We start from the raw sequence: 21,152 nt of genomic DNA on the forward strand, positions 1-21,152 counted from the left end.
TACAGCCTGGCCTCCCCTCTTTATATTCAGGCTATGTGGCGGACAGTGTACCACTCACATGGCCTATTCGCGGGCAAGCCCGCTCCCACAGGGATTGCACACTGCTCAGGGCCTGTGCAGTACCTGTGGGAGCGGGCTTGCCCGCGAACAAGCCAACACGGTATCAGCTTAAACCCAACTCACCCCAGATCCGCCGCACTTCACGGCGTTCATCGGCAAACTGCGCCGCATCGATCACCCCGGCCTCCTTCTGCAGGGCCTGGCGGTGGGAGGCCGAGCGGAACGCCTTGTACACTTCACGCAACAGCACCGCGTCACTGGCCGGCATCAAGTTCGCCTGCTCCAGCTCTTCCAGAATGCGGATGTTATCGGTCCATCGAAGTATGGCCGGATGGTCATGGGACCAGGCCAAAGCGGCGTATTGCACCATAAATTCGATATCGACGATACCGCCGGCATCCTGCTTGATATCGAAGGGTACGCCGGCGTCGAAGGCGTTCGCCGCAGTACCGGCAGCCGTCGCCTTGGTACCGAGGTTGTCACGCATCTTGGCGCGCATTTCACTCACCTCGCCGCGCAGTTTTTCCAGGTCGCGGGCCTGGCCCAGTACCTTGGCACGCACACCTTCGAATGCCGCCCCCACCTGCTTGCAACCCACCAGCACACGGGCCCGTACCAGCGCCTGGTGTTCCCAGGTCCAGGCTTCGTTCTGCTGGTAGCGCTCGAAGGCGCCCAGCGAGCTGACCAGCAGGCCCGAGGCGCCGGACGGGCGCAGGCGCATATCCACGTCGTACAGTTGGCCCGAGTTGGTCTGGGTGGTCAGCAGGTGGATGATGCGCTGCCCCAGACGCGTGAAGAACTGCGCGCTGTCGATAGGCTTCGCACCGTCGGTTTCCGCCTGCGGATCGCCGTCATGGATGAAGACCAGGTCCAGGTCCGAACCGTGGCCTAGCTCCAGGCCGCCCATCTTGCCGTAACCGATGATGATGAAACCCGGGTCGCACAGGCTGCCGTCGCTGCGCTTGGGTTGGCCGTGGCGGGCCACGGTCTGGCGCCAGGCCAGGGCCAGCACCTGGTCGAGGATGGCTTCAGCCAGCCAGGTCAGGTAGTCGCTGACTTTCATCAACGGCAGGTTGCCGCTGATTTCCGAGGCGGCCACGCGCAGGCTGTGGGCCAGCTTGAAATGGCGCAGCGCCTCCATCTGCTGCTCCAGGTCGTCCTCGGGGATGCGCGTCAGGCGCTCGCGCAGCTCGCTGGCCAATTCTGGCGCCAAGGGCGGGCTGAACAAGCGGCCCTCATTGAGCAGTTCGTCGAGCAGCAGCGGGTAAAGGGCAATCTGCTCGGCAATCCACGGGCTGGCGGCGCACAGCGTCAGCAAACGGCGCAAGGCACCGGGGTTTTCGGTCAGCAGTACCAGGTAGGCAGAACGCCTTGCCACAGCCTCGACCAATGGCAGCACCCGCTCAAGCACCAGGTCAGGGTTGTCATGCTCCACCGCCTGGGCCAACAGCCGTGGGATGAATGCGTCAAGTCGCTCACGGCCGATGCGCTGCATCGAGCGCAACTGCGGGCTGGAACGCAGCCCGGCCAGGCGCCTCAAGGCTTCGGCGGGTTGCTTGAAGCCAGCCTCTTGCAATTGCCGGCCAGCGGCTTCTTCATCCTGCGCCTGCTCCCACAACGGCGACCACTCGCCACCCACCACCAGTTCGCCTTCGCCGTCTTCATCATCCGGGTCGGCAATGACCTGGCGGAAATGCCAGTCGATACGGCCACGCCAGTACATCAACTGGTCGTGGAAGCTCTGCCAGTCGGCAAAACCGAGCACGTAGGCCACGCGTGCCTGATCGGTCTCACCTTCCGGCAACATTTGCGTCTGGCGGTCGGCAATGGCCTGGATCGCGTGCTCGGTATAGCGCAGGAACTCATAACCCTCGCGCAACTCGGCCACCACTGCTGGCGGCAGGTAGCCTTGGCCTTCCAGGGTGGCCAGCACCTTGAGCAACGGCCGCTGCTGCAGGCTGAGGTCACGCCCGCCGTGGATCAGCTGGAAGGCTTGGGCGATGAACTCTACTTCGCGAATACCACCGGCACCCAGCTTGATGTTCTCGGCCATGCCCTTGCGCCGCACTTCCTGCTGGATCAGCTGCTTCATGGTGCGCAGCGCTTCGATTGCGGAAAAGTCCAAGTAGCGGCGGTAAACGAACGGGCGCAGCATCTCCTGCAACTGCGCGCCGGCCGCCTGGTCGCCGGCCACCACTCGCGCCTTGATCATCGCGTAACGTTCCCAGTCACGGCCCTGGTCCTGGTAGTACTGCTCCAGTGCATTGAAGCTGAGCACCAGGGCACCCGCCGAACCATAGGGACGCAGGCGCATGTCAACGCGGAACACAAAGCCGTCGACGGTAACCGGGTCCAGTGCCTTGATCAGCCTTTGGCCCAGGCGCGTGAAGAACTCCTGGTTATCCAGCGAGCGCTTCACCCCTTCGGTTTCACCGCCCTCGGGGAAACCGAAGATCAGGTCGATGTCCGACGACAGGTTAAGCTCTACCGCTCCCAGCTTGCCCATGCCCAGCACCACCATGTGCTGCGGCTGGCCGCTGCGGTTGCCGATGGGCGTGCCGAATTGCTGGCAATGGCGCGGGTACAGCCATTGGTAGGCTTCGTCGATGGCCGCATCGGCAAGGTCCGACAGGTCACGGCAGGTTTCGCCAAGTTCCGCCTGACGGGTAATGTCGCGCCAGATAATGCGCAGCTGCTGGCGGTTGCGCGCGCGGCGCAGATTGCGCGCCAGCTCGTCCTCGCTCTGTGCCGCCTGGGCTGTTGCGGCGATTTGCCCGCGCAGCTCACCCGGGGCGTAACGCCGCTCCAGCTCGCCGCTGGCCAGCAGGGCGAACAGCATGGCGGGCTCGCGCTGGGCCAAACTGAGCACGAATTCACTGGCAGCAGCCACCTGATCGAACTGCTGCCGGTGCAGCGGGCTCCAGGCCTGCAGGTCGAGTTCGGGGTGGCCGGCCACGGCATCGCTGATGAACTGCTGGTTGCGAGTGACCAGCGGCTGCAAGGTGGCAGGCAGATCGGAGGGCAAAGGTAGGCGCATGGTCTATCCTTGATCGGCGTGAAATAGAGGGGAAAAAGCGGCCAAGGGGAAGCCGGACCACGGTTGGACTGTCGTACAAAAGTTGGAAATAGCTGAAAAAAACGAAAACTTGGCAACAAACATCAAGAACCACCCGTTCGCGACACAATGCCAACCAACATGAACGTTTTTCCTCACAAGCCAAGGTGCGACCAAACGTCGCACAAATGTAGTTTTACTACTACTCGTGTCGTGTAAAAGCATGAAATGCGAAAGCAAATGTAGTAAAACTACAACGCGCCGGAAGACACCCCGGTAATCCAAGAATTCACGACGTCTGCCCATAAGGCCAGTCGCAATCTCAGGCAATCGATTCTGGTTGCCTTTCCGCCCTGGAGCAAGCCATGCAAGACCTCGATCCAATCGAAACCCAGGAATGGCTGGATGCCCTGGAGTCGGTCCTCGACAAAGAAGGCGAAGACCGCGCTCATTACCTGATGACCCGTATGGGCGAGCTGGCCACCCGTAGTGGCTCCCAGCTGCCATATGCGATCACCACGCCATACCGCAACACCATCCCTGTCACCCACGAAGCACGCATGCCTGGCGACCTGTTCATGGAACGCCGCATTCGCTCGATGGTGCGTTGGAACGCGCTGGCCATGGTCATGCGTACCAACCTGAAAGACTCGGACCTGGGCGGACACATCTCTAGCTTCGCCTCCAGTGCCACCCTGTACGACATCGGCTTCAACTACTTCTTCCAGGCCCCTACCGAAGAACACGGCGGCGACCTGATCTTCTTCCAGGGCCACGCATCGCCAGGCGTCTACGCCCGTGCCTTCATGGAAGGCCGTATCAGCGAAGACCAGATGAACAACTTCCGCCAGGAAGTGGACGGCAACGGCCTGTCTTCGTACCCGCACCCATGGCTGATGCCTGACTTCTGGCAGTTCCCGACCGTTTCGATGGGTCTGGGCCCGATCCAGGCGATCTACCAGGCTCGCTTCATGAAGTACCTGGAAGCCCGTGGCTTCATCCCGGCCGGCAAGCAGAAGGTCTGGTGCTTCATGGGCGACGGTGAGTGCGACGAGCCGGAATCCCTGGGTGCAATCGCCCTGGCCGGCCGCGAGAAGCTGGACAACCTGATCTTCGTCATCAACTGCAACCTGCAGCGCCTCGACGGCCCGGTTCGCGGCAACGGCAAGATCATCCAGGAACTCGAAGGCGTGTTCCGTGGCGGTGGCTGGAACGTCAACAAAGTCGTCTGGGGCCGTTTCTGGGACCCACTGCTGGCCAAGGACACCAACGGTGCCCTGCAGCGCCGCATGGACGAAGTCATCGACGGCGAATACCAGAACTACAAAGCCAAAGACGGCGCGTACGTTCGCGAGCACTTCTTCAACACCCCGGAACTCAAGGCCATGGTCGAAGACCTGTCCGACGAAGAGATCTGGAAGCTCAACCGTGGCGGTCACGACCCGTACAAGGTCTACGCGGCGTATCACCAGGCTGTTAACCACAAAGAGCAGCCGACCGTCATCCTGGCCAAGACCATCAAGGGTTACGGCACCGGTGCTGGCGAAGCCAAGAACACCGCGCACAACACCAAGAAGGTCGACGTCGACAGCCTGCGTCACTTCCGTGACCGCTTCGACATCCCGGTCAAGGATGCCGACCTGGAGAACCTGCCGTTCTTCAAGCCGGAAGAAGGTTCTGCCGAAGCCAAGTACTTGGCCGAGCGCCGTGCTGCCCTGGGCGGTTTCGTGCCACAGCGCCGTGCCAAGAGCTTCAGCGTGCCGACCCCGCCACTGGAAACGCTGAAAGCGATCCTGGACGGCTCGGGCGACCGCGAAATCTCCACCACCATGGCCTTCGTGCGTATTCTGGCGCAACTGGTCAAGGACAAGGACATTGGCCAGCGCATCGTTCCGATCATCCCGGACGAAGCCCGTACCTTCGGTATGGAAGGCATGTTCCGCCAGTTGGGCATCTACTCGTCGGTCGGCCAGCTCTACGAGCCAGTCGATAAAGACCAGGTGATGTTCTACCGCGAAGACAAGAAGGGCCAGATCCTCGAGGAAGGCATCAACGAAGCCGGCGCCATGTCGTCGTTCATCGCTGCCGGTACCTCGTACAGCTGCCACAACCAGCCGATGCTGCCGTTCTACATCTTCTACTCGATGTTCGGTTTCCAGCGTATTGGCGACCTGGCCTGGGCCGCTGGCGACAGCCGCACCCGTGGCTTCCTGATCGGCGGTACCGCCGGCCGTACCACCCTCAACGGTGAAGGCCTGCAGCACGAAGACGGTCACAGCCACATGATGGCGGGCACCATCCCGAACTGCCGCACCTACGATCCGACCTACGGCTACGAGCTGGCGGTGATCATTCAGGACGGCATGAAGAAGATGACCGAAGAGCAACAGGACATCTTCTACTACATCACCGTGATGAACGAATCCTATCAGCAGCCAGCCATGCCGGCCGGTGTCGAGGAAGGCATCATCAAGGGCATGTACCTGCTGGAAGAGGACACCCGCGAAGCTGCACACCACGTACAGCTGATGGGCTCCGGTACCATCCTGCGCGAAGTCCGCGAAGCCGCGAAGATCCTGCGTGAAGAGTTCAACGTCGGTGCCGACGTGTGGAGCGTCACCAGCTTCAACGAACTGCGCCGCGACGGCCTGGCCGTGGAACGCGCCAACCGCCTGAAGCCTGGCCAGAAGCCACAGCAGACCTACGTCGAGCAGTGCCTGAACGGTCGCAAAGGCCCGGTCATCGCCTCTACCGACTACATGAAGCTGTTCGCCGAGCAGATTCGTCAGTGGGTACCGAGCAAAGAGTTCAAAGTCCTGGGTACCGACGGTTACGGTCGCAGCGACAGCCGCAAGAAGCTGCGTCACTTCTTCGAAGTCGACCGCCACTTCGTGGTGCTGGCTGCCCTGGAAGCCCTGGCTGACCGTGGCGAGATCGAACCCAAGGTTGTCGCAGACGCTATCGTCAAGTTCGGTATCGACCCGGACAAGCGCAACCCACTGGACTGCTGAGGAGTATTTTTAAGTGAGCGAACTCATTCGCGTACCTGACATCGGCAGCGGTGAAGGTGAAATCATCGAGCTGTTCGTCAAGGTCGGTGATCGTATCGAGGCTGACCAGAGCCTGCTGACCCTGGAGTCCGACAAGGCCTCCATGGAAATTCCGGCGCCCAAGGCTGGCGTCATCAAGGAACTGAAGGTCAAGCTGGGCGACCGCCTGAAAGAAGGCGACGAACTGCTGGTCCTGGAAGCCGAGGGCGCCGCTGCTGCGGCCCCTGAGGCTCCGGCTGCTGCCGCTGCTCCAGCTCAGGCTGCTGCGCCGGCTCCGGCCGCCGAAGCTGCCCCTGCTCCGGCAGCAGCCCCGGCTGCCGCCAGCGTGCAGGACATCCACGTGCCGGACATCGGTTCGTCGGGCAAGGCCAAGATCATCGAAGTGCTGGTCAAAGTCGGCGACACCGTCGAAGCCGACCAGTCGCTGATTACCCTGGAGTCCGACAAGGCTTCCATGGAAATCCCGTCGCCGGCCGCCGGCGTGGTCGAAGAAGTGCTTTGCAAGCTGGAAGACGAAGTCGGCACTGGCGACCTGATCTTCAAGCTGAAAGTGGCGGGTGCCGCCCCGGCTGCCGCGCCGGCACCGGCTGCTGCTCCTGCACCAGCCAAGGCTGAGGCTGCTCCGGCTGCCGCACCTGCCGCTGCAGCCCCGGCTGCTGCCCCTGCACCGGCTGCTACCGCACCGGCCGCTGGCAGCAATGCCAAGGTTCACGCAGGCCCTGCTGTTCGTCAGCTGGCCCGTGAATTCGGTGTCGAGCTGGGTGCAGTTGCTGCCACCGGCCCGCACGGTCGCATCCTGAAAGAAGACGTGCAGGTCTACGTCAAGGCCATGATGCAGAAGGCCAAGGAAGCGCCGGCAGCCGCCGGTGCGACCGGTGGTGCTGGCATCCCGCCGATCCCTGCCGTGGACTTCAGCAAGTTCGGTGAAGTGGAAGAAGTGGCCCTGACCCGCCTGATGCAGGTCGGTGCTGCCAACCTGCACCGCAGCTGGCTCAACGTGCCGCACGTGACCCAGTTCGACTCTGCCGACATCACCGAGCTGGAAGCCTTCCGCGTTGCGCAGAAGGCCGTGGCCGAGAAGGCTGGGGTGAAGCTGACCGTGCTGCCACTGCTGCTCAAGGCCTGCGCCTTCCTGCTCAAGGAACTGCCGGACTTCAACAGCTCGCTGGCGCCAAGCGGCAAGGCCATCATCCGCAAGAAGTACGTGCACATCGGCTTCGCCGTGGACACCCCGGACGGCCTGCTGGTCCCTGTGATCAAGAACGTCGACCAGAAGAGCCTGCTGCAACTGGCTGCCGAAGCCGCTGCACTGGCCGAGAAGGCGCGCACCAAGAAGCTGTCGGCTGACGAGATGCAAGGCGCTTGCTTCACCATCTCCAGCCTCGGCCACATTGGCGGCACCGGCTTCACGCCGATCGTCAATGCGCCGGAAGTGGCTATCCTGGGCGTCTCCAAGGCGACCATGCAGCCAGTCTGGGATGGCAAGGCCTTCCAGCCAAAGCTGATGCTGCCGCTGTCGCTGTCCTACGATCACCGTGTGATCAACGGCGCTGCCGCCGCGCGCTTCACCAAGCGCCTGGGCGACGTGCTGGGCGATATCCGCACCATGCTGCTGTAAGCCAGCACACTGCCCCTCCTTGCGAGGGGCAGTACCCTTTTCGAGCTGCCACGCTCGTACCTCAACCCCGTCGATTGGCGGGGCTTTTTTTGCCTGGGAAAAGCTGGGAGGGCTTCGCCCTCCTTTCGCGACACAAGGCCGCAAAGCGGCCCCAAAATCTCCAGCCAAACTACAGAATCGGCCACGTCAGCCGATAACCTGTCCACAGCATCAAGCATGGCCGCTTGCCAGCCCTCGGGACATGATGCAACCTTGCCAAATCCGCCGCAGCCACAAGGCAGCGTTCCCTCTTCAAGCGAGTCTTCGATGAAAAGCCAACCCGATGCCGCCAGCCGTGTGGCGGCCGAGGTCGTGACACAGTTACCCGTGCCCTCGCGGCTCGGCATGCTGCGTTTCGAAAGGCTCAACGAAGCCACCTGGGCCATGCTCTACCTTGACCCAGCCTGTGAGCGCCAGTTCGGCCTGAAAACCGGCGAGCTGTGTGCCCTGATTGACGCGCCCTACGCCAGCCTGATGGAACCCGAAGCACGCTACCGGCTGCACGACGAAATCCAGTTGCAACTGGCCCAGCGCGGCTACTATCGCGTGCGCTACACCCTGCACACGCCGAGCACCTCGCTGCGCCTGCTGGAAGCGGGTGAAGCCTACAAGCAACACAACCGCCAGCTGTTGCGCGGCTACCTGAGCGTGCTCGATGACCAGCAGGAAGAGACCGGCGAACCCGGCGCCAGCGACCTGGAGTCACGCAACAACCGCCTGCAACTGGCCCTGCAACTGAACCAGCGCACGCAGCAAGAACAACTGGAGCACCTGGAGCGGGTGCGCGGCCAGCAGGACCTTATCCTGCGCCTCGCCCGCCATCGCTACAGCGCGGGCAACTCGCTGCTCGAAGCGGCCCAGCTGATCACCCAGAGCGCCTGCGAAATCTACAAGGTCGACAGCGCCAGCATCTGGCACCTGGAAGACCAACGCCTGGAACCGATCATCGCCTGGTACCGCGATGCACAGGAGCACCGCCAGCCCGAAGCCATCGATGCCAGCCGCTTCCCCGACTACCTGGATGCACTGCACGCAAGCCGCGCCATCGACGCTCACAACGCCGGCCACGACCCGCGCACCCGCGCCCTGGCGCAAAGCATGCGCCCGGAAAACAAGGCCATGCTCGACGCCAGCATCCGTGTCGATGGCCAGGTGATCGGCGTGTTGTGCCTGGAGCAAACCGGCCAGCCAAGGGCCTGGCAGTCGGACGAGATTGCCTTTGCCGGTGAGCTGGCCGACCAGTTCGCCCAAGTGATCACAAACCACAAACGACGGGCCGCGGCCAGCGCCCTGCACCTGTTCCAGCGTGCGGTCGAGCAGAGCGCCAGCGCCTTCCTGCTGGTGAACCGCGACGGCCGGGTGGAGTACGTCAACCCCAGCTTCACCGCCATCACCCAGTACAGTACCGACGAAGTGCAGGGCCGCCAGCTGGGTGAGCTACCGGCACTGGAGAACCTCAGCGAACTGCTGTTCGACTCGCCGTCGAGCCTGGCCATGGGCAACAGTTGGCAGGGCGAGTTCAAGAGCCGGCGCAAAAACCTGGAGCCGTACTGGGGCCAGTTGTCGATTTCCAAGGTGTACGGTGACAACCGTGAACTGACCCACTACATCGGCATCTACGAAGACGTCACCCAGACCAAGCTGGCCCAACAACGCATCGAGCGCCTGGCTTACACCGACAACCTCACCAACCTGGGCAACCGCCCGGCGTTCATCCGCAGCCTGGACGAGCGCTTCGCCCGCGATGGCGAAAGCTCGATGTGCCTGCTGCTGGTGGACATCGACAACTTCAAGCGCATCAACGACAGCCTTGGCCACCAGACCGGCGACAAGCTGCTGATCAGCCTGGCCAGGCGTTTGCGCAACAGCCTGCACAGCGGTGGCATCCTGGCGCGCTTTGCCAGTAACGAGTTCGCCGTGCTGCTCGACGACACCAGCCTTGAAGATGGCCAAGGCGTTGCCCAGCAGTTATTGTGCACCCTCGACAAGCCGATGTTCGTCGACAACCAGCTGATCAACGTCACCGCCTCGGTAGGCCTGGCCTGTGCACCGTTGCACGGCGTCGACCCGGCCAGCCTGATGAAGAATGCCGGCCTTGCATTGCACAAGGCCAAGGCCAACGGTAAACACCAGGTACAGGTGTTTACCGAAGTGCTCAACGCCGAAGCCAGCTACAAGCTGTTCGTCGAGAACAACCTGCGTCGTGCCCTGACCCAGAATGAGCTGGACGTGTTCTACCAGCCCAAGCTGTGCCTGCGCAGCGGTCGCCTGCTGGGCCTGGAAGCGCTGCTGCGCTGGAACCACCCCGAACGCGGCATGATCCGCCCGGACCAGTTCATCAGCGTGGCCGAGGAAACCGGCCTGATCATCCCTATCGGCAAATGGGTGGTGCGCCAGGCGTGCTGCATGAGCCAGCAACTGCGCAAGGCCGGCCTGGGCAACCTGCATGTAGCCATCAACCTGTCGCCCAAACAGTTCTCCGACCCGGACCTGGTGGCGTCGATCAGCACCATCCTCAAGGAAGAAGCCCTGCCCCCGCACCTGCTGGAGCTGGAGCTGACCGAAGGCCTGCTGCTGGAAGCCAGCGAAGACACCCACCGCCAGCTGGACGAACTGAAGGCCCTGGGCCTGACCTTGGCCATGGACGACTTCGGCACCGGTTATTCGTCGCTGAGCTACCTGAAGAAGTTTCCGATCGACATCCTCAAGATCGATCGCAGCTTCATCAACGAAATCCCCGACAACCAGGACGACATGGAAATCACCTCGGCGGTGGTGGCCATGGCCCACAACCTGAAGCTGAAGGTGGTGGCCGAAGGGATCGAGACGCCAGAGCAGCTGGCGTTCCTGCGCCGTCACCGCTGCGACGTGGGCCAGGGTTACCTGTTCGACCGGCCGATTCCCGGGCGCGAGCTGGCCGAACGGCTGAAGCGCTATCCGCGTGGCCCGGTGGCCTGACAGCTGCGTAATCCTCGGGCACTATAGAAGCCATTCGGGCCCTTTCGCGGGCACGCCCGCTCCCACAGGAAACCACAACCTTTGGAACCTGTGCTGTACCTGTGGCAGCGGGCATGCCCGCGAAGGCCCAAACCCCTACCCCACTGAATAAACACAGAGGAACGGTCATGGTCCTGCGTTCGGAAATCCTGGTGAACAAAAACGTCATGCCCACTGCGGAACAGGCCCTGCCTGGCCGCGACACGCCAATGAGCCTGCCCGAGTTCCACTACGTCTTCAAAGACACCCCACTGCTCGGCCCGTTCTTCGAAGGCGCCATCGACTTCGCCATCTTCGGCCTGGGCTGCTTCTGGGGCGCGGAGCGCCGCTTCTGGCAGCGTGAAGGTGTGGTCAGCACCGTTGTCGGCTACGCCGGCGGCTTCACCCCGCACCCTACCTACGAAGAAGTCTGCTCGGGCCTGACCGGCCACACCGAAGTGGTGCTGGTGGTGTTCGACAAGGACAAGGTCAGCTACCGCGAACTGCTGGCAATGTTCTGGGAGCTGCACAACCCCACCCAAGGTATGCGCCAGGGCAACGACATCGGCACCCAGTACCGCTCGGCCATCTACTGCACCAGCCCGGAACAGCTGGAACAGGCCAAGGCCAGCCGCGACGCCTTCCAGGCCGAACTGAGCAAGGCCGGCTTCGGTGAGATCACCACCGAAATCGACCAGGCACCGACCGTCTATTTCGCCGAGGCCTACCACCAGCAGTACCTGGCCAAGAACCCGGACGGCTACTGCGGCATCGGCGGCACCGGCGTGTGCCTGCCACCCAGCCTGCAAGGTAACTGAAGCATGAGCACGATGACCCTGTTCCACTCGCCGTTGTCGCCTTTCGTGCGCAAGGTCATGGTGGTGTTACACGAGACCGGCCAGCTTGAGCGTGTGCAGCTGCAGCCGGTGAACATCAGCCCGGTGAGCGGCGACCCGCAGCTCAACCTGGACAACCCGATCGGCAAGATCCCGGCCCTGCGGCTGGAAGACGGCACCGTGCTGCATGACAGCCGGGTAATCTGCGAGTACCTCGACATGCAGCACGTAGGCCTGCCGCTGCTGCCACGAGAAGGCTCGGCGCGCTGGCGGCGCATGACCTTGGTATCACAGGCCGATGCGATCATGGATGCGGCGGTGTCGAGCCGTTATGAGAGCTTCCTGCGGCCAGAAGACAAGCGCTGGGATGGCTGGCTGCAGGCGCAGGGTGACAAGATCCGCCGTAGCCTGGCCAACCTTGAGCAGGAGCACTTGCCGGAGCTGATCTCCGGCTTCGACCTGGCGGCGATTGGCGTGGCCTGTGCGCTGGGCTATCTGGATCTGCGTCAGCCCGGGTTTGGCTGGCGTGAGCGCCAGCCTGGGTTGGCGGCGTGGTATGCCGAGGTGGTCAAGCGGCCATCGATGGTCGCTACGGCGCCAGTGGCCTGAGGGCCCCTTCGCGGGTAAACCCGCTCCTACAAGGTTTTCCACAGTGTGCGCTATCTGTGGTGGGCTTGTGGGAGCGGGCGTGCCCGCGAAGGCCTCACCTCGGTATCACAGGAAACAACAGCCCGATCCTGAGCGCCAACCAGCGCCCGATCTCTCTATCCTCCCTCATGCCACCCTCCCCACACGCGCCCAGTCCAGCCGCCGGGTCAGCACCATGAACACCCCAAGCAAACCGAAACACAGCAACGACCCCATCAGCAGCGCATAGTCTTCGGCACTCAGCAGCCCGTAGAGCAGCGCGTACAACGCCGCCAACCCCGCTGCAAAACCCACTCCTCGCCCCAGGCTGCGCAACACATGGCTCAGGTAGAAACCGATCAGCAGCACACAGGCTGAAGCCGACAGCCCATACGCCAAACCAAAGCCAATGTGCTCGGACAACGACAGCAGCAACAGATAGAAGAACGCCAGCGCCACGCCCACCAAGATGTACTGCACCGGGTGCACACTCAGATTCTTCATTACCTCGAACAGGAAGAAACCGGCAAAGGTCAGGGCAATGAACAACAACGCGTATTTGATCGCCCGCTCGCTTTTCAGGTACTGGTCCACCGGGTCTATAAAACTCACGCCAAAGCTGCGCTCACTGAAATCCGTACACTGCCCGGCGTTAGCGCACTGGCGTATGGCATCCTCAAGGTTGGTGGCAAAGAACGAGGTTTGCCAATGGGCACTGAAGCCTTGAGCATCGATTTCGCGGCGGTTGGGCAAGTAATTGCCGACGAAGCTCGGGTGTGGCCAGTTGGCGCGCATGTCCACGCTGCTGGTACGGCCCACGGGTACCACGTGCAACTGGCCGGTACCTTGCAGCGCCAGGTCAAAGCCATAGCTGAACGTTCGCGCCTGTAACCCGTCCAGCCCCGGCAGGCTGGCGTGCACGCCGCCGCGCATCCAGTCGAGCTGGGTGCCGGGCTCGAACGGCACTTTTTGCTCGTCCATGCTCAGCTCCAGAGCACTTTCGATACCGCGGATATCACTGATGCCCACCACCAGGAACGGCTTGTCGAAGCGGTAGTCGTCAAAGTCCTTGTCGATGCCCCAATGCGCCGGGAGCTTGAAGCGGCCGCTGATACGGCCTTTGGTGTGAAACAACCGGGCCTGGTAGATGCCGCGGGCGCGCAGTTCGGTGTCCACACCCAGGTCGGCGTCGAAGGTTTCCGGCAGGAAGTACAGGTGGCCGGTGATGGTGCTGGTTTCCTGGGTACGCTCACCGTCCTTTTCGATCCAGCGGCGCTGGTACTTGCGGTACGGCACCACCAGCAGCGGGCCGCTGAGTTGCTGATCGAAGCTGGTGCTCTGGGCGATATCGCGCAGCACACCGTCGCGCATGGCCTGGCGCTCGTCGATCAGGCCGTTGATCAGCAGCAGCGGGATGAGCAACAGCAACATCAGCATGGCGATCATGCCGAGTTTGAAACCGAGGGTCTTGTTCATGTGGCCTCCTGTGGCAGTGGGCGCAGTGTCTGCGCCTTGCGTGGAGGCTTTGTGGAGCGTGTGTGTGATTTATGTGTAATTGAGACTGCTGAGCAGCCCGGCTATCTCAGCTAATGCGCCGCAGCGGCAGCCACAACCGCACCCGTACCCCGCCATCGACGTTGTCCACCGCCAAGGCCCCGCCGTGCAGTTGCATCACCTCGGCCACGAAGTTCAGCCCCAGCCCGGTGCTCTTGCGCCCGCTACCGGGCCGCGGCAGCGAGTAGAACCGCTCGCTGACCCGCCCGATGGCATAGGCCGGTATCGCTTGCCCCTGGTTGAACACACTCAACGCCACGCGTTCGCCAGCGCGCTCCAGGTCGAACAGCAGCGTGCCCCCTTCCGGGGTGAAGTCCAGTGCGTTGTCGAGCAGGTTGGCCAACGCCTGGCGCATCAGGAACGGATCGCAAAGCAAGCGCAAAGTGGCAGGCACCCGCTGACGTACCTGCAAACGGGCGCCTTCGATACGCGCCGCATGGGCCAGCAGCAACTCATCGACCAACGCCGCCAGCGCCACCTGCTGCTCGTCCTCCAGCGCCTGCATCTGCTCGACCCTGGCCAGGTTGAGCAGCCGCTCGATCATCTGCTGCAAACGCTCGCTCTCGCGCTCGATATTGCCGGCAAAGCGCGCCCGCTGATCAGCGGGCATGTCCTCGCCCTGCAACAGCTCGGAAGCACCGCGGATGGCCGCCAGCGGGCTTTTCAGCTCGTGAGTCAGGGTGTGCACGTAGCGCTCGACATAGGCCTTGCCTTCCAGCTGGGTGCGCATGCGCTCCACTGCCTGTGCCAGGTTCGCCAGCTCGCCGCCCTTGTAATGCGGAAGCTCCGCACGCTCACCTTCGCTGACCGCCTGCGCATAACCTGCCAACTTGCGCAGCGAGCGCGCAAGCCACCACGACAGAGCCGCGCCGATCAGCAAGCCCAGGCCGATCAGCCCTAGCCCCAGGGTGAGCAGGCGCCGCTCGGAGCGGTCGATGTAGGGTTGCAATGAGCTATTGGGCTTGGCGACGGTGACAACGCCGATGATCTTGCCGTTGTCGATGATCGGCGCGCCAACGTGCATCACCGAGGTGCTTTCGTCGTTGGGGTCGCTGCGGGTAGAGCGGGCGCCATACTGGCCACGCAGGGTCAGCAGCACGTCATTCCACTGCGAGTAGTCCTTGCCCAGGGCCTCGCCGCTGGAGTCCAGCAACACGATGCCCTTGGCGTCAGTGACGTAGATGCGGTGGCTGACCTGGTTCTTGGCCAGCCCCCAGATCTGTGCGCCCGGGCTGCGCGAGCCGTAGGCCTCGAGCACCTCGGGCAGGCGGCCCTGGTTCAGGGTGCCGGCCTTGACGTCATCCCGCAGGATTTCTGCCAGCAGGTTGGCAGTGTCTACCAATGTTTCTTCGGAAGATTGGCGCACTACCGGGCGAATCTGTTCGCGTACGGTATTGAGCAAGAAGTAACCGGCCAAACCGACGAACAGGAAGTACACCAGGAAGATGCGAATACCCAAGCGCATCAGGCGTGCTCCGGGCTATAGCTGTAACCGAGGCCGCGATGGGTCTGGATCGGCTCGGCATCACCCGCTACCTGGCGCAGTTTGGCGCGCAGGCTCTTGATATGGCTGTCGATGGTGCGCTCATAGCCCACGTCGGAGGCCACGCCCAAAGCGTCGAGCAGCTGTTCGCGGCTGAACACCCGCTGCGGTTGTTCGAGCAGGCATTGCAGCAAGCGGAACTCATGCCGGGTCAGCGTGAGCGGCTGGCTGCGGTAGGTAATCTGCATGCGTAGGGTGTCGAGCTGGAACAAGGTGGTTCCGCCGGCAGCCTCGGCCCTCGGAGCCATGCGTTTGAGGATCGCCCGAACGCGCGCTGCCACTTCACGAGGACTGAAAGGTTTTACCACGTAATCATCGGCGCCGATTTCCAGGCCTACTACGCGGTCGATTTCACCGTCCCGGGCGCTGAGAAACATCACCGGCACCTCGGTGAACCGGCGCAGCTGGCGACAGGTTTCGAAGCCACTGATGTCGGGCAGGCCGATGTCGAGGATGACCAGGTCGGCCGGGCGCTGGCGCTGCTGGTCGAGGGCGGCACTGCCCAGGGTTACCCACTCGGTGCTGTGACCGTCGGCCTGCAGGGCGTAGACCAGGGTGTCGGCGATGGCGGCTTCGTCTTCGACGATGAGGATATGGGGCATGGCGTCCGGCCTTGCGGTTTTGAAGGTTGGCACATCTCAGTGTAGGAGCGGGCTTGCCCGCGAACACCGGCGAAGCCGGTGCCTGACACCACATTATGTGTGTTCGCTACATTGTATTGCGCCCGCTTCAAATCAACAGCCTGGCTTGCCAGCAGTGAACTTCTTCGCCGGGTTTACCGCCGCCTTGAACTCGCGCAGCGCCTTGGAACCCACCAGCAGCGGGTAGTTGAAGTTGCTGCGGTCCACCAGATTCACCTCGACGGTGCGCTTCACATCCCCCAGGCACAACTCCAGGTCGACCACCGGGCGCTTGGAGACCTCTGGCGCATCCCCTTCGTCCTCTTCATCGGCACGGCCCTTGATCTTGCTGATGCGCGAGACCTTGTGCTCGTACACCTTGCCGTCCGAGTCCTTGGTCGCCAGGCGGAAGCGCACCCACTCGTCGCCATCGCGGGTGAACAGCTCGATATCCTTGGCCGACAGCGACGCGGTGAAGGCGCCGGTGTCCATCTTGGCTTTCAGGGTTTCGCCCAGCTCGGGCAGGGCGATGTTCTCGTAACGGCCGTAGAGGGTGGGCTCGGCGGCCATTACCGGCAGCGCCAACAATGACAACAGGGCTAGCAGTGGTTTCACAGGCAGGCTTCCTTGAAAAGGGTCAGTGCTTAGACTGCACTGGCAAGATAGGTTCGCTTTCACAAGACTAAACAACATAACGTGAAACATTTGTTCCCGCCGCCGGGCATTGGACATTTGGCGTAGACGACCGCCCTGCTTATCATTGCCAACCGTTTATCTCCCACAACAAGAGTCTTTTTATGCGTCGCCTGCTGACCGGCATTCTCACTACCACCCTGCTGCTGCTCAATACTGTGGTATTGATCTGCCCGCTGCTGGTCTTCGCCCTGCTCAAGCTGGTGTTGCCAGGCCGTGGCCGCGACTACGCGTCGTGGGCGGTGATGTGGGTGGCCGAAACCTGGTCGGAAATCGACAAAGCCATCTTCGCCCTGTGCATCCCTACTCAGTGGGACATCCGCGGTGTGGAAAACCTGCGCAAGGACACCTCGTACCTGGCCGTGAGCAATCATCAGACCTGGGTCGACATCCCGGCGTTGATCGAAAGCCTCAACCGCCGTACACCGTTCTTCAAGTTCTTCCTGAAAAAGGAACTGATCTGGGTGCCGTTGCTGGGCCTGGCCTGGTGGGGGCTGGATTACCCGTTCATGAAGCGCTACAGCAAGGCGTTTCTGGAAAAGCACCCGGAGCTCAAGGGCAAGGACCTGGAAATCACCAAGGCGGCTTGCGAGCTGTTCAAGCGCCAGCCGGTGACCGTGGTCAATTACCTGGAGGGCACCCGGTTTACCGAAGCCAAGCGCCAGGAGCAGCAGTCGCCGTATCGCTACCTGCTCAAGCCCAAGGCGGGTGGTGTGGCGTTTGTGCTCGCGGCATTGGGCGAACAGCTGGATGCCCTGCTGGATGTGACCATCGTGTACCCCGGTAATAAGGCGCCGGGGTTCTGGGACCTGCTCAATGGCAGCATTAGCCGGGTGATTATCGACATTCAGGTGCGGGAGCTGGACCCGGCGTTGTGGGCGGGGGATTACGAGAATGATCCTGAGTTCAGGCAGACGGTACAGGCCTGGGTGAACCAGTTGTGGGTGGCGAAGGACCAGCGGATCGAGCAGCTGCGGGCGGAGATGGGCTGAGACCTTCTGCCGCCTGAACTGGCCCATTCGCGGGTGAACCCGCTCCTACAACCGCTTCATTCAGGCATGCGCTGCCCCTTGTAGGAGCGGGTTCACCCGCGAAGAGGCCGGACCTGCCATAGCCAGAATCCGATCAAAACCCAGGCTAATAATCAGCATAAGGATTACTTTTTTGTCTTCCCCCACCTAAGTGGATAAAAATCGACCACAGCACAACTACAAAAATGCCTGGATCGATCAATGGCCAACCCACCCAGCTCTAACCCCGCCCAGCTTCGCCGTGTTCTCGGCCTCCCCGCCCTGGTGTTCTTCGGCCTGGTGTACATGGTCCCGCTGACCATTTTCACCACCTACGGCATCGTCACCGAACTTACCGGTGGCCGCACCGCCGGCGCCTACCTGGTCACCCTGGTGGCCATGCTGTTCACCGCCGCGTCCTACAGCTTCATGGTCAAGCGCTTCCCGGTCGCGGGCTCGGCCTATTCCTACACCAACATGGCCTTCGGCCCCAATGTCGGCTTCCTGGCCGGCTGGTCGCTGTTGCTGGATTACCTGTTCCTGCCGATGATCAACTACCTGCTGATCGGCCTGTTTCTCAACATTGCGTTCCCCGCAGTGCCTGCCTGGGCCTTCGTGCTCGCATGCATCGCTTTGGTGACAGTGCTGAACGTGGTCGGTATCAACTCGGTGGCCAAGACCAGCAACCTGATCGTCGGCGCGCAGATCGTGTTCATTGGCGTGTTTGTCGCGCTGTCCTGCCAGACATTGGCTGGCCAGCCGCTCGACCTGCTGTCGCCGCTAATCGGCGATGGCAGCAAACCTGGCTTTGGCCACCTGATGGCTGGCGCAGCGGTGTTGTGCTTGTCGTTCCTGGGCTTCGACGCCGTATCGACCCTGGCCGAAGAATGCCGCGACGCACGCCGCGACGTGCCACGGGCGATCATCCTCACCACCCTGTTCGCCGGGTTGCTGTTCACCGTGCTGGCTTACGTCAGCCAGTTGGTGCTGCCAGGCAGCAGCTTCGCCAATGCCGATGCAGCGGCCAACGAAGTGATGTTCAAGGCTGGCGGGCAGTTTCTCACCAACTTCTTCACCGCTGCTTATGTGGCGGGCAGCCTGGGTTCGGCGCTGGCCTCGCAGGCCGCGGTGTCGCGTATCCTGTTCACCATGGGGCGTGACAACGTGCTGCCACGGCGCAGCTTTGGTTACCTGTCGCCGCGCTTTGGTACGCCGGTTTTCGCCATTGCGCTGGTGTCGGCGTTCTCGCTGCTGGCGTTGGTCATCGACCTGTCTACCCTCGCCTCGCTGATCAGCTTTGGTGCGCTGGTGGCGTTTTCGGCGGTGAACCTGGCGGTGGTGAAAACGCACCTGATGGATGATGCCTCGCAGCGCAACTTCATAGGCCTGCTGAGCTATGGTCTGGTGCCGCTGGTAGGGCTGGGGTTGACCTTGTGGCTGTGGACCAGCCTGTCGGCGCTGACGCTGGTGATTGGCCTGTGCTGGTTTGCCTTGGGCCTTGCGTACCTGGCAGTTCTGACAGCAGGCTTCCGCCGCCCCGTCCGCCTGGTGGATTTCTCCGAAGCTGTCTGACCTGATGCAATTTCGCTTTTGTGGGGGCAGCCCTTTCGCGACGCAAGCCGCCCCTACAGCACTCAGCCCATGGCTTGAGGGCTGTCGCTAGAATCCTCAGACCGAAGGCTGGGCCAATGGCGCTGGGGTAGTCCACAAACTCCCCAGATTCTGCAACAACGACCCGGCAATGCCCTGCTGCCCCAGATACTGCAGAATCAGTGGCGCAAACTGCCCGATCATCCCGGTATCCATCCCCAGCGCCTTGAACGCATTGTCCAGGTCGCTACGGTTTTCCACGTTGTTGCCCAGTGCGTTGCTCAGCGCTGACTGGCTCTCGCTGTTCTTGCCGAGCAAATCCCCCAAACCACTCAACCCGCCCAGCGCATTTGCACCGGCCAGCAGGTCCAGGCCCGGCACCGCCTTGGTCAGTTGCCCATAGTCATCGCTGCTAAGGTTGTTGCGCGCCAGCCCCAGCATGGCTCCTGCTCCGCCTACCGCCTGTTCGGGGTGATGTTCAGCTGGCTGCCCAGGGTGTTGAGCAGATTGGCCTGCGCTTCGGGTGCCTGTACCTGGCCCTGCTGTTGCTGGTTCTGCATGGCGGACACGGCGTTGGCGGCGTCGCTGAGGTTGAAGGCGAACACCGGGCTTGCAGCCAGGGTCATCAGGGTTGCCAGGGTGATTGCTTTCATCGGAAGGGACCTCGTTGGCCGGGATGGCCAAGTAAACGATTGCTTTGACTGATTGTTACAGGGTTTGTTCCGAACTGCCTGTCACCTGACAAATTTGCCAGTTGTGACCCTATGCACATTAGCGCAGATTGAGAGTCTCAAATCGTCTCAGAGGCATCAGAAAATGACGAGCAACGTGAGTAACGAGACAATAGCGCCGGCGGCGTCATGTACAAATGAGCAGCCAAGAATAACGGAGGACGGGATCACATTCTTTTATAAAAATCGTAACTTAGCAAGCTTCATATCTACAAATTACAGTGGTCGGATAGTAGCAGAACAAAACATAAAACTGGCGCAATTAGATCAAGCACAGACAGCCAAAATAATGTCGGTAGATCGAGCTAACTCCGTACTCGGCATAGGCCATGGCTCGATGAAATATTCACCCTATGGCTATATTGAAAGCGACAGCCTGTCAACATTACTCGCATTCAGCGGACAGCGCTTCGATAGGGTTCTCCAAGGATATGTATTGGGCAATGGCTATCGAACATACAACCCAAGACTACGGCGATTTACTAGCCCTGACACACTTAGCCCCTTTGAGGTCGGAGGATTGAATCCTTATGCATATTGTTTGAACGACCCTATCAACAATATCGATCCATCTGGGCACAAGGCATTCAATCTATCTAAGTCATTTAAAAATCTTTTTGGACGAAAAGCCAAAAAAATTGAACGTATCAATAATTACAATAAGTCTGCCACCGACTTCAACAACGAGCGCAAAGAGATGGGACTATTCGACCCATTTGACGAAGAAGGAAATCTTGATATTTATAGATTATATAGGAATAGAAATTTAATCAATAAAATGCCTTCAAAACCCAGCCAAACACTATCAGGAAAAGATAAGGCCTATGCCGCCAAGCATGAAAAAACCCTCGAAGATATCAGTAATGACCAAATCCCCTATTTGAAGCAATCGAAAGATCTAATAAAAGAGCATTCAATCGAATTAGATAAAATTGCAAAAGATGTAGAATACTGGAAGCCTTCGCAGGGTGCGCAACAAAATAGAAACATTCGAAGCACCGCATCCACGCCAAGCCACTTTTGGTTCAACAGCAAACGAACAGATAAGTACGACTAGCAAACTCATGTCAAGCCATTATCAATGAGAGCGTGCAACACTTAAGGCAGCGGCCCTTTCGCAGCGCAAGGCTGCATCTACAGTGCGCCAGTG

General features: G+C 61.3%; 13 protein-coding genes and 1 pseudogene. 8 read left to right on the forward strand and 6 right to left on the reverse strand.

Going from position 1 to position 21,152, the window contains the following annotated elements; genetic code table 11:
* Positions 1-163: 163 nt before the first annotated feature.
* Entirely contained in the window at positions 164-3,097 is a 2,934-nt protein-coding gene (gene glnE / locus C4Q27_RS09865; RefSeq protein WP_010951694.1) for a bifunctional [glutamate--ammonia ligase]-adenylyl-L-tyrosine phosphorylase/[glutamate--ammonia-ligase] adenylyltransferase, read from the reverse strand.
* Positions 3,098-3,480: 383 nt separating this feature from the next.
* On the opposite strand from glnE, the gene aceE reads away from it, so the two are divergent.
* From aceE to C4Q27_RS09890, 5 genes are all read left to right on the forward strand, one after another.
* Positions 3,481-6,126, forward strand: coding sequence for a pyruvate dehydrogenase (acetyl-transferring), homodimeric type (gene aceE, locus C4Q27_RS09870; protein ID WP_010951693.1), 2,646 nt, complete (start codon positions 3,481-3,483; stop codon positions 6,124-6,126).
* 13 nt (positions 6,127-6,139) lie between these two features.
* On the forward strand, positions 6,140-7,783 hold the full coding sequence (aceF, locus tag C4Q27_RS09875; RefSeq protein WP_104886797.1) for a dihydrolipoyllysine-residue acetyltransferase: 1,644 nt from the start codon (positions 6,140-6,142) through the stop codon (positions 7,781-7,783).
* 306 nt (positions 7,784-8,089) lie between these two features.
* Positions 8,090-10,780 carry a bifunctional diguanylate cyclase/phosphodiesterase gene (locus tag C4Q27_RS09880; protein ID WP_014860927.1) on the forward strand — a complete coding sequence of 897 codons (2,691 nt, stop codon included), beginning with the start codon at positions 8,090-8,092 and terminating at the stop codon, positions 10,778-10,780.
* A gap of 167 nt (positions 10,781-10,947) precedes the next feature.
* Complete coding sequence (msrA, locus tag C4Q27_RS09885) at positions 10,948-11,616, forward strand: peptide-methionine (S)-S-oxide reductase MsrA (protein ID WP_010951691.1); 669 nt, start codon at positions 10,948-10,950, stop codon at positions 11,614-11,616.
* A 3-nt stretch (positions 11,617-11,619) separates the two neighbouring features.
* Entirely contained in the window at positions 11,620-12,243 is a 624-nt protein-coding gene (locus C4Q27_RS09890; protein ID WP_019437095.1) for a glutathione S-transferase, read from the forward strand.
* A 165-nt stretch (positions 12,244-12,408) separates the two neighbouring features.
* Here the strand turns inward: C4Q27_RS09890 and creD are convergent, their stop codons facing one another.
* From creD to C4Q27_RS09910, 4 genes are all read right to left on the reverse strand, one after another.
* Entirely contained in the window at positions 12,409-13,737 is a 1,329-nt protein-coding gene (creD, locus tag C4Q27_RS09895; RefSeq protein WP_064492513.1) for a cell envelope integrity protein CreD, read from the reverse strand.
* Between the two features lie 106 nt (positions 13,738-13,843).
* Positions 13,844-15,280 (reverse strand): two-component system sensor histidine kinase CreC, encoded by a 1,437-nt coding sequence (gene creC, locus C4Q27_RS09900; RefSeq protein ID WP_064492512.1) that lies wholly within the window; start codon positions 15,278-15,280, stop codon positions 13,844-13,846.
* On the reverse strand, positions 15,280-15,960 hold the full coding sequence (gene creB, locus C4Q27_RS09905) for a two-component system response regulator CreB (protein ID WP_019437093.1): 681 nt from the start codon (positions 15,958-15,960) through the stop codon (positions 15,280-15,282). The genes creC and creB overlap by 1 nt, the downstream gene beginning before the upstream one ends.
* A 132-nt stretch (positions 15,961-16,092) precedes the next feature.
* The gene (locus tag C4Q27_RS09910) at positions 16,093-16,593 is read right to left on the reverse strand and encodes an ATP-dependent zinc protease (RefSeq protein WP_014589395.1); all 501 of its coding nucleotides are present in this window, start codon (positions 16,591-16,593) and stop codon (positions 16,093-16,095) included.
* A 182-nt stretch (positions 16,594-16,775) separates the two neighbouring features.
* Between C4Q27_RS09910 and C4Q27_RS09915 the strand changes: the two genes are divergently transcribed.
* Positions 16,776-17,663, forward strand: coding sequence for an acyltransferase (locus tag C4Q27_RS09915; RefSeq protein ID WP_014589394.1), 888 nt, complete (start codon positions 16,776-16,778; stop codon positions 17,661-17,663).
* Positions 17,664-17,903: 240 nt separating this feature from the next.
* Complete coding sequence (locus tag C4Q27_RS09920) at positions 17,904-19,253, forward strand: APC family permease (protein ID WP_104886798.1); 1,350 nt, start codon at positions 17,904-17,906, stop codon at positions 19,251-19,253.
* 96 nt (positions 19,254-19,349) lie between these two features.
* On the opposite strand, the pseudogene C4Q27_RS09925 reads toward C4Q27_RS09920, so the two are convergent.
* Positions 19,350-19,924: pseudogene (locus C4Q27_RS09925) on the reverse strand (DUF2780 domain-containing protein).
* Positions 19,925-20,099: 175 nt separating this feature from the next.
* Between C4Q27_RS09925 and C4Q27_RS09930 the strand changes: the two are divergent.
* Positions 20,100-21,059, forward strand: a complete 960-nt coding sequence (locus tag C4Q27_RS09930; RefSeq protein WP_256600062.1) for an RHS repeat-associated core domain-containing protein — start codon at positions 20,100-20,102, stop codon at positions 21,057-21,059.
* Positions 21,060-21,152 lie beyond the last annotated feature (93 nt).

The organism is Pseudomonas sp. SWI36 (genome assembly GCF_002948105.1).
Classification (GTDB): Bacteria; Pseudomonadota; Gammaproteobacteria; order Pseudomonadales; family Pseudomonadaceae; genus Aquipseudomonas; species Aquipseudomonas alloputida.

Excerpts from the sequence above, each read along its gene's own strand:
- glnE (WP_010951694.1), bottom strand. The coding sequence starts at position 3,097 with ATGCGCCTACCTTTGCCCTCCGATCTGCCTGCCACCTTGCAGCCGCTG.
- aceE (WP_010951693.1), top strand. The coding sequence starts at position 3,481 with ATGCAAGACCTCGATCCAATCGAAACCCAGGAATGGCTGGATGCCCTG.
- C4Q27_RS09880 (WP_014860927.1), top strand. The coding sequence starts at position 8,090 with ATGAAAAGCCAACCCGATGCCGCCAGCCGTGTGGCGGCCGAGGTCGTG.
- msrA (WP_010951691.1), top strand. The coding sequence starts at position 10,948 with ATGGTCCTGCGTTCGGAAATCCTGGTGAACAAAAACGTCATGCCCACT.
- C4Q27_RS09890 (WP_019437095.1), top strand. The coding sequence starts at position 11,620 with ATGAGCACGATGACCCTGTTCCACTCGCCGTTGTCGCCTTTCGTGCGC.
- creD (WP_064492513.1), bottom strand. The coding sequence starts at position 13,737 with ATGAACAAGACCCTCGGTTTCAAACTCGGCATGATCGCCATGCTGATG.
- creC (WP_064492512.1), bottom strand. The coding sequence starts at position 15,280 with ATGCGCTTGGGTATTCGCATCTTCCTGGTGTACTTCCTGTTCGTCGGT.
- creB (WP_019437093.1), bottom strand. The coding sequence starts at position 15,960 with ATGCCCCATATCCTCATCGTCGAAGACGAAGCCGCCATCGCCGACACC.
- C4Q27_RS09915 (WP_014589394.1), top strand. The coding sequence starts at position 16,776 with ATGCGTCGCCTGCTGACCGGCATTCTCACTACCACCCTGCTGCTGCTC.
- C4Q27_RS09920 (WP_104886798.1), top strand. The coding sequence starts at position 17,904 with ATGGCCAACCCACCCAGCTCTAACCCCGCCCAGCTTCGCCGTGTTCTC.